Here is an 11418-nt window from a genome sequence, read left to right as displayed (position 1 = left end):
TAGGTGAAACATCGGACAATATTTCTACCTGATTCCTAGCCTTTTTTGTTGCACAAACAGCTGTTTTTTAAATATTTAATTCCCGAGTTCACGTTAAGTTAAGAAACCTGTAAGCCAATAGAATGCTTCTGTAACGTTTGGCAATTGTACCAGATACAAAAGTTGTATGAGTGCAGCTAAACTAAAAATGGAAAATCTACAGTTATAGCGTAATAGCTGAGACAGTAGAAATGTTATACTAATAACTTGAATAGATATAATGCAAAAGGAATAGAGGCGATAAGTATGAAATGAATCATAAATCAATGGGTTAAGTCGTAAGACAGCTGTGCCAAAGAAACGGCCGGACCAGTTTAAATAGGAGTATACCTGTGTTTCCCAAAAGCTATTTTGGCTATCTCTGACGGCAAAATCAAAGTCATCAGCCTGCGGGTAAGTATAAAAACTAAGAACAAGGAAAGGTAGCAGGCAATAGATGCCTAGTACAAGTATAAACCAATAAGTCTTTTTATTCTTTTTAACTACCAGCATCGGCATACGTGCATTTTTATATGTGCTCAAATAGGAGAATTAAGCTTTAGATTGAAAGCCGAATTGATGCCTGCAAAATTGAAGTAGTGCTGAAAGCAACATATAGTTTACGCAGTGCAGTTAGCGGAATTTGCGCAGCGTGTACAGGTACAGACTTTCTACCTTTTCACGTGCCCATGGTGTGCGGCGTAAAAACGTTAAGCTAGACTTTATACTTGGGTTACTCTTAAAGCAGTTAATGTTAATCTTAGTGCTTAGTTGTTCCCATCCATACACCTCCACCAAATGCTCTAGTATCATCTGTAACGTTTTGCCGTGTAGCGGATTCTTTTTTTGTTCTTCTGCCATAGCCACAAAAGTAGATAATTGCTGCTAAAGTATACGCGACAGGCTTAAGAGCATCTTTAAAATTCTTACGTTGCGTTGCAAAAACCTGCAAAGAAACCAGGCTTCACAATTTCTTGCCCCAAAGCACAGGTATAATGCTCCATAACTGCTTTGCCAAAACCTGCCTCTATCAGTTTTCACTTCTGAAATAACATGAATACCCGTTCTAAGCGAAACATCAGAACAGTTGCTAAGTAGAAGCTCGCATGAGACTGCTGCCAACTATACGTACTGTTTTATTTTGATTACAAACAGTATTAGTTCTTATCAGGAGAGATAAACGTTACCTCATATATTTCTCCGTTCTTGATTCTGTAAACAGCTATCGCTTCTTTACGAGGACGGTCTTTGCTGAACTGCACCCGCTCATGGTCTATTACCACATTGCCTGATACTATCCTGTTTACCAATTCGCAATGCAGGTCTGGTGTCTGGGCGAACATGCTGCTGTATCTTTTGCGTAACTCATCTTTGCCCTTGTAGCTGAGTTGCCCAGGGCTGTTGTAAACCTTCACTGTGTCGCTGTAAGCTTTAACAAAGGTCTCTATGTCCCGGCTGTTATAGCCTTTTAGCTGGAGCGAGGCGGGTGCCTCCATCTCTGATGGCTTGGCAGGAGCCTGAGCATATGCTGACAGAGCAACAAGGGCGAGTAAGGCTGTAGAAAGTATAAATCTCATATTTCGCTGTTTAAAAGCTAATGTAAGAAATTTTTAGAATGCTCTTGTAACAGCGCAATTAAACAAGCCATCTCTTCAGCTAATGAGACGTATATGTTTAGCTATGTTAGAAGAATTAATTATCCGAAGCCTCGCCGATACATGCCCATCAGAACCGGCAGACGCAGTTTTCCTTTTTGGCCAAACCAAAGACAACCAGCAGTCTGTATTTGAAACTGCCAAAACGCTTTTGCACGAGAAGCAAGTAATGAAAGTGCTTTTCCTTAGCTCAGAACCCAAAAGCGGCTATCCCGGGTTCGATAAATGGCAGCAGGAACTGGTGCAGATCGGTGTACAGCCACAACAGATAGAGCCTGTGCCATCGCCTGATACTGAAATACTGCACACCAGAATAGAAGCTGATGCAATGGTGAAGCATGCACTTAAGCAGAAGTATAAATCAATCATAATAGCAGCTTCCCCGTTCCAGCAACCACGCGCTTTGATGGCTGCTGTAACGGCTGCTTTAGCTCACTACCCAACTCTATACTTGTATAGCAAACCTGGCAAACCTTTGCCGTGGTGCCAGGAGGCAAATCATTCGCAGGGCAAAGTTGAGGATACACGTGCGGGCTTGATTTCCGGTGAGATAGAGCGCATCCACAAGTATAACCAAAAAGGTGATCTGGCCTACGCCAAAGATGTGCTGGAGTACCTGAACAGGAGAGACAGGCATCAGCTTTAAGTAAATTACAACTTGCTGCTTTACACAAATATGAATACTGGATTTAAGGCTTGTGTAGCTCTGGATAACTTTTTGCGCTCAGGTGGGTTTGAATAAGTATTGATTTTGTAACACTATAGACGATTTATTATGAAAGCTTTTGTATTACAAGAACCAGGTGCTCCGGAAAACCTAAAGCTACAGGAAATAGATAAACCCGCACCTCAAAAAGGGGAAGTGCTAATAAAAGTAAAAGCCATCAGCATCAACCCTGTTGATACGAAAGTACGTGAAGGCAAAGCGCTTTACAGTTCTATAAAAGATGAAAATCCGCTAATTATTGGGTGGGATATTTCTGGTGTAGTGGAGGCTGTAGGTGACGATGTAAAATATTTTAAAGCCGGTGATGAAGTTTTTGGGATGGTGAACTTCCCAGGGCATGGCAAAGCCTACGCAGAGTATGTGGCAGCACCTGAATCGCACCTGGCGCACAAGCCTGCCAACATCTCTCATAGCGAGGCAGCCGCTGCTACGCTTGCCGCACTTACTGCCTGGCAAGTTTTGGTAAATGAAGCAAACATAAAAGCTGGCGAGCGAGTACTGGTGCATGCTGCTGCAGGAGGTGTCGGACATTATGCGGTTCAAATAGCAAGGTATTTTGATGCCATTGTAATTGGTACAGCCTCAGAAGAAAACCATGAGTTTCTGCGCAATATAGGCGCTAACGAGCAAATTGATTACCACAAGCACAAGGTAGAAGATGTGGTAACGAACGCAGATATTGTACTTGACTCTTTAGGCGAAGAAAATACCCGCAAATCACTGGCTACATTAAGAGAAGGTGGTCGCGTTATATCAATTTTAGGAGGCGCTACCGAAGCAGTACAGGCAGAGGCAAAGAGGCGCAACATAGAGGCAAAAAGCTATCTGGTGCACTCCAGCGGCGAAGACCAATCAAAACTAGCAGACCTACTGCGTGATGGGCATCTGAAATCACACGTGGCGCATACGTTTCCTTTTGAAGAAATGGCAAAAGCGCACGAGCAGGTAGAAACTCGTAAGACCCGCGGCAAAGTAGTGGTGAATCTGGAGTAAGCTCATCAGCAGCCAAATCAAATTTATATTTACATGGCAACAACAAACAAACTGGAGGTGTGGCTGAGAGGCCCACTTCCAGCTATGCCAGCGCTACTGCAGCCAGTGGCGCACGCTTTGTTACAGGCCCGGGAAGAGGTAAATGAGTTACTTAAGGATTTTCCTGAGGAAATGTTTTGGGAAAAGCCTGCTGGTGTAGCATCAGTAGGTTTTCATTTGCAGCACCTGCAAGGCGTGCTAGATCGCCTCTTTACTTATGCCCGAGGCCAAATGCTGACAGAAGTACAGTTAACTGCTCTTAAAGCAGAAGGGGTGCCACTTGAGCAGGAGAATCTGGTGCAAACCTTAGTGGAGGCGTTTAACAAGCAGGTTGATGTAGCGCTGGAGCAACTCCGTAACACCGAGGAGGATCAGCTGAAAGAGACTCGTGGGGTAGGAAGAGCGCAACTACCTTCTACTGTTTTAGGGCTGTTTGTACATGCAGCTGAGCACTCCCAGCGGCATGTTGGGCAAATGCTGGTAACAGTGCGCGTATTGCTTCATAAACAGTAATCATATAAAGTATACTATCTGCTTTAAGCTCCTTAACGCTACCTTTTATACACTGTTATTGAGATTAAATTTGAAGGGATTTCGGTGATGTGCGCACAACACGCTAAGAGGCAGTAAATAGCAAAAGCTAAACTTGCCTATACTGCTAGTTTATTTTTTAATGGTTATACATTAGTTGTATTGAAAGATGTCTCTATTTAGGCTTATATTTAAGCTGCTAAGGTATAACAGCCTTATCAAATCGCAATATTGTTTCTTAAGTACTACTAATTCACTAGCCAATGCCAAAAATCTACCCGGCCCTAGGTCTTGCCTTGCTTATGGCCATTACCCAAACCTCTTGCTCCAGTTCCAAAGCTGTGCAGCAAAAAGGCGAAACAGCAAACACCGAGAAATCAAAACCTTCTTCTAAGTCCGGTATCAAGAGTTACAGTGAAGTTATCACTAAAGATGCTGTGTCTGATGAAGGTGTTTTCACGATCCATAAAGTAGGGGAGAAGTATTACTACGAGATACCTGATACACTCCTGCAGCGCGATTTTCTGTGGATCAGCCGCTTTGCCAACCTGCCTTCCGGCTTAGGTGGTGGCTATATAAACGCCGGCTCCTCTGTAAACGAGCAGATGGTAGTATGGCAGAAATTTGATAACAAACTGTTGCTTAAAACAAAGTCTTACAACTCTGTAGCTGCCGATTCGCTTCCTATCAGCCTTTCGGTACAGGCAAACAATTACCAGCCTACAATTTATGCGTTTGATATTGCCGCACTGAGTAAAGACTCTTCTGGTTATGTGATTGATGTTACCAAGTTCTTTCAGAGCGATGTAAAAGCAATTAGTGGCCTGGATGCGGACATGCGCAAAGAGTATAAAGTGAGCAAACTGGACGAAAGCCGTAGCTTTATACATAGTGCCAAAAGCTTTCCGCTGAACATCGAGGTAAAGCAGGATTTTACCTACGATGCCACCGAGCCGCCAAGTAATAGCGCAACAGGTTCTATCAGTCTGATGATGAACCAATCGATGGTGCTGCTGCCGAAGGTACCGATGCAGCCGCGCATCAACGATTATCGTGTTGGCTACTTTAACATCAACCAGATTGACTACGGCTCCGAAGCCCTTAAGGCTGATGAAAAATCATACATCCGCCGCTGGCAGTTAGTGCCTAAGGATGTGGAGGCATACAGGCGTGGTGAGTTGGTGGAGCCGGTAAAGTCTATCGTGTACTACCTTGACCCAGCTACGCCAGAAAAGCTGCGCCCCTACATCAAGGCTGGTGTTGAGCAATGGAATGAAGCCTTCGAAACGGCAGGTTTCAAAAATGCTATCATTGCCAAAGATCCACCATCTGCAGAAGAAGATCCTGACTTCAGTCCGGAAGATGCGCGTTACTCTGTAATCCGCTATGTAGCCAGCACTACCCGCAATGCCGTTGGCCCAAGTGTGTCTGACCCACGTTCAGGTGAAATCATCGAAAGTGATATTATCTGGTATCATAACCACCTGCGCTCATACCGTAACCGTTACCTGCTGGAGACGGGGGCTGCCAACCCTAATGCCCGTACGCTTGCCACACCTATGGATGATCTGGGTGAGATGATGAAAGAGGTAATCACACACGAAGTAGGACACGCACTTGGTTTGCCGCACAACATGAAAGCCAGTGCTGCCTATCCAACTGATTCATTACGTTCAGGCGCGTTCACGCAGAAGTATGGTATAGCTGCCACTATCATGGATTATGCTCGCTATAATTATGTGGCGCAGCCCGGCGATGAGAATATTCGCTTTATTCGCCAATTAGGTCCATACGACCACTATGCCGTTAACTGGGGCTACCGTTACCTGCCGGAGGCTAAGAGCGCAGAAGCTGAGGTAGCAACGCTAAATAAATGGATAAATGAAAAAACAGGCAACCCGATGTACCAGTTTGGCAGCGGCAGCGGAGGCTACGACCCAGAAAGCCAAACGGAAGGTATAGGTGCCGATGTGGTAAAAGCCAGCACCTATGGTCTGGCAAACCTGAAGCGTGTAGCTCCAAAATTATACGAGTGGACGGCCGCCCAAACAAATGATTATGACGACTTAGAGGAACTGAACGGCGAATTGTTTGGTGTTTGGAGCCGCTACATTGGCCATGTAGTTACTAATGTGGGAGGTGTACACGAGAACCGCCTGAAGCCTAGCCAGAAAGGCTATATCTTTACGCCTGTATCAGCTAAAAAGCAGTCAGAATCGCTGGATTGGCTGTTGAAGAATGCCTTTACTTCGCCGGAGTGGTTACACCAATCAGACATCACCCGAAATGTGCATCATGCCAAGTATGTAGAGAATGTGCGCAGTTTACAGGCGCGCCACCTCAACAGCTTGCTCTCATCCGACAGACTGGCTCGCCTGATGGAGAATGAGGTAAACAACGTGAATTACAATGCGCTGGACATGGTGCGCCAACTACAGCGTGGCATCTGGAGCGAAGTATACAGCGGTTCTAAAATCGATATCTACCGCAGAAACTTGCAGAAGGCTTACCTGGACAGAATGGACTACCTGCTGAACAAGGAGACTACGAAGCCAGCCAGAGGCAACAACACGCCTGTAGAAATCAGCCAATCAGATATTCGCTCAGTTGTAAGAGGAGAGTTGGTTAGATTACAGCGCCAGTTAAAAAGTGCCCAAGGCCGCCACGCTAATGACCTGACCAGGTATCATATAGATGATGCGATTGTACGGATTGAGCATATCCTAAACCCGAACAAAGCTTAAGTATAAAAAAGCCCCTCCAGATGGAGGGGCTTTTTTGTTTATTGTTCAGCGCCTTTCCCAGCCAGATCTTCCAAAACCATCATGGCTCTTTCGGCATCCTGTATAGGTACAAAAATATGGTCGTGAAAATAAGCGGCCACGACATTGCAGCTTATATCCTGCGCTGCCAGCGCGTTTGAAAAAGCAGCCGTTAAGCCTACAGCATCTAAAGCTGAATGTACGGTAAGCGTAATCCAAGCTGCAACAAAGTTGAAGGCTAAATGATAACTCTCTGCCCTGGCTTTCTCAAGTATAAGAGTATAGCCTTCTTTTTCTCTAAAGAAACAAACTACCTCCTGAAGGGGAACAGCATTCATTTCCGCTACTGTGCAAAAAGCATACTCTCCTGCATTTAACTCCGGCTTCATCGACCGAATTAAAAAAGCCAAGTCTGTTTCTTCATGCATACATGTATACTTAGTGATTTGTGAAATATTACTTACTGAACCTGACAGGAGGCTTTCGGTGCTTAGTACCTTGCTCATAAGCATATGTATACTTGATGAGTGTTGGCTCGTCATACATGCGGCCCAGGAACTGTAGCCCTGCGGGTAGGTTATCATACGTATAACCCATCGGAACTGTAAAGGCAGGCTGGCCTGTATGCGGTGCAATAATCTGGCTGTTGTCGCCTTGGTAGCCTTCAATGTCTCCTACTTTGGCAGGAGGGTTGTTCCAGGTAGGGTAGATGATGGCTCCGATTTTATACTTATCCATTGCAGCCTCTACAGCATTTCTAAAGGCTATTCTTTTAGGGTCATGGTAAGCATCTCCGCAGGCGTCTGAACCTCCTTTTGCCTGGTACTGGTTTTTCTGAAAGTACTTTAGGTTTTCCGCTATGTAGGGTGAATATTTCCCTGAGGCTATAATTTCATCCAGGTTTTTGCCAGGCACAGCTTCTCCTTGGGCTGCAAGATAATCATTCAGGTCTTTCTGAAACACATCGCACCATTGGTCTTTACTCAGCTCCTGAAAATCTTCTACTTCTACATCCACCACCTCAGCGCCAAGCGCCTTTAAATCACTAATAGCCTTTTCAAACAGAGCTTTTACTTGTGGGTCTGTATCTTTATCACTTAAAGCGCGAAGTACGCCGATGCGAGCACCTTTTAGACCATCCTTCACCAGGTACTGCTGGTAGTTCTGCGGAACTTTTCCCTGACTGTTTTTGGTGATGGGATCGTTTGGATCATAGCCTGCTATTACTTCCAGTACTTTGGTAGCATCTTCTACGGTGCGTGCCATGGGCCCACCAACATCGTTGCGCAAGTATAGCGGCACTATTCCAGCACGGCTAACGAGCCCCATTGTTGTTCTGAAGCCAACTAAAGCGTTGTGTGATGATGGCCCTCTGATTGAATTTCCTGTGTCAGTGCCAAGGCCTACGGTGCCAAAGTTTGCTGCTACGGCTGCTGCGGTTCCACCGCTAGAGCCTGCCGGCACATGGTTCAGGTTGTAAGGGTTAAGCGTTTCTCCTGCAATAGAACTGATAGAAACCATAGGGCTGAACGCCCACTCTGCCATGTTAGATTTAGCTAAAACTAGCGCTCCGGCTTTTTTCAGTTCGTGTACCTGATAAGCATCCTCCGCTGGTTTAAAGCCTTTCATGGCAAGTGAGCCTGCTGTGGTTTGCAGGCCTGCGGTGTTATAATTATCCTTCACAACTACCGGAATGCAATGCAAGGGTCTCAGGCGTTTTGTTTCTGCATACTCCTCATCTAGCTGCCGTGCCTGTTCCATTACCTCCGGGTTGTTAACCACAATAGCATTTAGCTTAGTAGGCTGGTCATACTTCTCGATGCGCTCCAGGTAAGCTGCCACCAATTGCTGGCAGGTACAGGTTCCTGATTTGAATGCCTGATGAACCTCAGCGATGGTAGTTTCCTGCACCTCAAAAGGAGTGACAACAGGAGAAGAGACAGTTGTTGTTTCGGGGCTGCAGCTGTTAAGCAGCAGGCAGAGCAGCAGGAGTAGGGCAGCGGGTGATGTTCTGATCATAAGCAGTTTTCATAGCACAAACAGGAATATAAGCGTACTACAATATAATAATAAATCCCTGCCACTTTACAGTAACAGGGATTTAATTATAGTCTTAATAAAATATTACTCTTATAAATGACCGTAGCGTTTAATAGCTTCCTGCTCCAATCGCTCTCGATGATCAGGGTGGGCAATATGGATGAGCGCCTTTGCCCGCTGACGCAGGTTTTTTCCATAAAGGTAGGCTACACCATATTCTGTAACCACATAATGCACGTGTGCTCTGGTAGTGGTAACGGCTGCACCTTCGTTTATCAGAGGCGTGATTCTGGAAATACCTTTTCTGGTAACGGAAGGTAACGCAATGATCGGCTTACCTCCCGGTGACAGGGCTGCTCCACGGATAAAGTCCATTTGCCCGCCTATACCTGAGAACTGATATGTACCGATGGTGTCTGATACCACCTGGCCTGTCAGGTCTATCTCAATGGCACTGTTGATGGCTGTAACTTTCGGATTAGAGCGGATGATCGTAACATCGTTTACATAATCTGTGCGTTGCATCAGGATGAGTGGGTTATCATCTACAAAATCGTATAGCTTGCGGTTGCCCACAATAAAGCCTGTAGCAATACGGCCCGGATGTCTATACTTATGTTCGTTCGTGATAACGCCTTTCTCTACCAACTGCATCACCCCATTAGACATCATCTCAGTATGAATACCTAATTCTTTATGGTTGGTAAGGCTGCTTAGAACAGCATCCGGAATGGCGCCAATACCCATTTGCAGGGTAGCACCATCTTCCACCATTTCGGCAATGTAGCGGGCGATTGTTTCCTCTACGTTTGTGATACGAAGGCTGTAATCTACTTCTGGCAGCTCTTCATCCACCTCTACCAATACATTCAGTTGGTTTACGTGTATGAGTCCATCGCCATGCGTGCGTGGCATCTGAGGGTTAACCTGCGCAATTACATACTTGGCACTCAGTACGGCTTCACGAGTAACATCCACAGACACGCCCAAAGAGCAATAACCATGTTTGTCTGGTGGTGATACGTGTACAATGGCCACATCCAGCGGTAAAATGCCAGACCTGAACAGGTGCGGAATCTCACTCAGGAAGATGGGTGTATAGTCGCCGCGGCCACTGTTTACAGCATCGCGCACATTGGCAGAAACAAAAAGCGAGTTGATAAAGAAAGAGTCTTTGTAACGCTCCTCGGCAAGCGGCACCTCCCCATAGGTGGTGATGCTCACTATTTCTACATGGCGCAGCTCATCTGCACGCTCAGTAAGCTTTTTAATCAGGAACTGTGGTGTAGCAGCACTGCCTTGCACAAAAACACGATCCCCGGATTTTATGATGGAAAGAGCTTCTTCGGCAGTTTTGAAAGTAGTGTTGAAATCGCTCATAGCGTATAAAAATCTGCCTCACAAAGCTATTTGTGAGGCAGTGGTAAAACATTAGTAATCGGTGCGCTCTAAGGCATGTACGCCCGGCAAAGTCCGGCCCTCCATATACTCAAGCAGGGCACCGCCTCCGGTAGATACATAAGATACACGATCAGCGTAGCCCAACTGATTTACGGCTGCGGCAGAATCTCCGCCACCTATCAGCGAGTAAGCACCGTTTGCAGTAGCGGCAACCACGGCCTCGGCTACAGCTTCGGTACCTACTGAGAAGTTAGACATCTCAAAGACACCCATCGGGCCGTTCCAAAGTATAGTTTTTGAGTTAGCGATTACGGCAGCATATTGCTCACGGGCAGTTGGCCCGATGTCAAGGCCCATCCACATGGGTTTGATGTGGTGGCTCAGACAAGTGTCTACGTTAGCATCGTTGCTGAAGGCATCTGCTACCACAGAGTCTACCGGAATCATGATGTTCACCCCTTTTTCCTTTGCCATCAGGATCAGGCGGTTTGCTAATTCCAGTTTATCTTCCTCTACCAAAGAAGAACCTATTTCGCCGCCATCTGCCTTTACAAATGTATAAGACATGCCACCACCAATGATCAGGTTGTCAACACGGTCCAGTAGTTTTTCGATGATCAGTATCTTATCAGATATTTTGGCGCCTCCCATAATGGCGGTGTAAGGACGTTGCGCATTATCCAATACCAATCGTGCATTCTCAAGTTCTGCCTTCATCACGTAACCCATCATCTTGTCGTTAGGGAAGTACCGTGCGATAACAGCTGTAGAAGCATGTTCTCGGTGAGCAGTGCCGAAGGCGTCATTCACATACACATCACCCAGGCGTGCCAATTCTCTGGCAAAGTCAGGGTCACCTTTTTCTTCTGCCTTATGGAAGCGCAGGTTTTCTAAAAGTAGGATTTGACCCGGTTGAAGTTCGTGTGCCAGACGGGCAGCTTCAGGGCCCACACAATCAGGTGCAAATAGTACAGTAGTTTTAAACTCACGCTCCAGGCGTGGCACCAGGTGGCGCAGTGAGAACTTCTCTTCAGGACCTGTTTTTGGTCGCCCCAGGTGCGACATCAGAATCACTGCTCCACCATCATTCAATATTTTATTGATAGTTGGCACAGCAGCACGAATACGTGTATCGTCAGTAATATGGTACTCATCGTTAAGCGGCACGTTAAAATCTACGCGCACCAATGCCTTTTTGCCGGCAAAGTTATACTGGTCTATATTTTTCATAGTGTGATAAATGACTTATAAG

Annotated in this window: 10 protein-coding genes; 4 read left to right on the top strand and 6 right to left on the bottom strand. The window is 45.9% G+C overall.

Annotated features, from left to right (window positions below):
* Positions 1-651 precede the first annotated feature (651 nt).
* Complete coding sequence (locus tag ACFQ2O_RS15985; RefSeq protein WP_377529891.1) at positions 652-879, bottom strand: VF530 family protein; 228 nt, start codon at positions 877-879, stop codon at positions 652-654.
* Positions 880-1175: 296 nt separating this feature from the next.
* Positions 1176-1595: a nuclear transport factor 2 family protein gene (locus ACFQ2O_RS15980; protein ID WP_377529888.1), complete on the bottom strand. Its 420-nt coding sequence runs from the start codon at positions 1593-1595 to the stop codon at positions 1176-1178.
* 103 nt (positions 1596-1698) lie between these two features.
* Between ACFQ2O_RS15980 and ACFQ2O_RS15975 the strand changes: the two genes are divergently transcribed.
* The 4 genes from ACFQ2O_RS15975 (at position 1699) to ACFQ2O_RS15960 (ending at position 6707) form a co-directional block, all read left to right on the top strand.
* On the top strand, positions 1699-2319 hold the full coding sequence (locus tag ACFQ2O_RS15975) for a YdcF family protein (protein WP_377529884.1): 621 nt from the start codon (positions 1699-1701) through the stop codon (positions 2317-2319).
* 129 nt (positions 2320-2448) lie between these two features.
* A complete protein-coding gene (locus tag ACFQ2O_RS15970; protein WP_377529881.1) occupies positions 2449-3393 on the top strand; it encodes an NADP-dependent oxidoreductase in 945 nt (314 codons plus the stop codon).
* A gap of 33 nt (positions 3394-3426) precedes the next feature.
* Positions 3427-3945, top strand: a complete 519-nt coding sequence (locus tag ACFQ2O_RS15965) for a DinB family protein (protein ID WP_377529878.1) — start codon at positions 3427-3429, stop codon at positions 3943-3945.
* A 281-nt stretch (positions 3946-4226) separates the two neighbouring features.
* Positions 4227-6707: a zinc-dependent metalloprotease gene (locus ACFQ2O_RS15960; protein WP_377529875.1), complete on the top strand. Its 2481-nt coding sequence runs from the start codon at positions 4227-4229 to the stop codon at positions 6705-6707.
* 38 nt (positions 6708-6745) lie between these two features.
* Here ACFQ2O_RS15960 and ACFQ2O_RS15955 read toward each other — a convergent pair whose 3' ends face one another.
* The 4 genes from ACFQ2O_RS15955 to ACFQ2O_RS15940 all read right to left on the bottom strand — a co-directional run bounded on the left by ACFQ2O_RS15955 (position 6746) and on the right by ACFQ2O_RS15940 (position 11396).
* Positions 6746-7153: an ACT domain-containing protein gene (locus ACFQ2O_RS15955; RefSeq protein ID WP_377529871.1), complete on the bottom strand. Its 408-nt coding sequence runs from the start codon at positions 7151-7153 to the stop codon at positions 6746-6748.
* 28 nt (positions 7154-7181) lie between these two features.
* Positions 7182-8744 (bottom strand): amidase family protein, encoded by a 1563-nt coding sequence (locus ACFQ2O_RS15950; protein WP_377529868.1) that lies wholly within the window; start codon positions 8742-8744, stop codon positions 7182-7184.
* A gap of 111 nt (positions 8745-8855) precedes the next feature.
* Entirely contained in the window at positions 8856-10145 is a 1290-nt protein-coding gene (locus ACFQ2O_RS15945; protein ID WP_377529863.1) for an acetyl-CoA hydrolase/transferase family protein, read from the bottom strand.
* Positions 10146-10196: 51 nt separating this feature from the next.
* The gene (locus ACFQ2O_RS15940) at positions 10197-11396 is read right to left on the bottom strand and encodes a phosphoglycerate kinase (RefSeq protein ID WP_377529860.1); all 1200 of its coding nucleotides are present in this window, start codon (positions 11394-11396) and stop codon (positions 10197-10199) included.
* Between the last annotated feature and the right edge of the window lie 22 nt (positions 11397-11418).

The sequence above is a fragment of the Pontibacter rugosus genome (genome assembly GCF_042678745.1).
GTDB classification, from domain to species: Bacteria; Bacteroidota; Bacteroidia; order Cytophagales; family Hymenobacteraceae; genus Pontibacter; species Pontibacter rugosus.
This window is presented reverse-complemented; position numbering and strand designations above follow the sequence as displayed.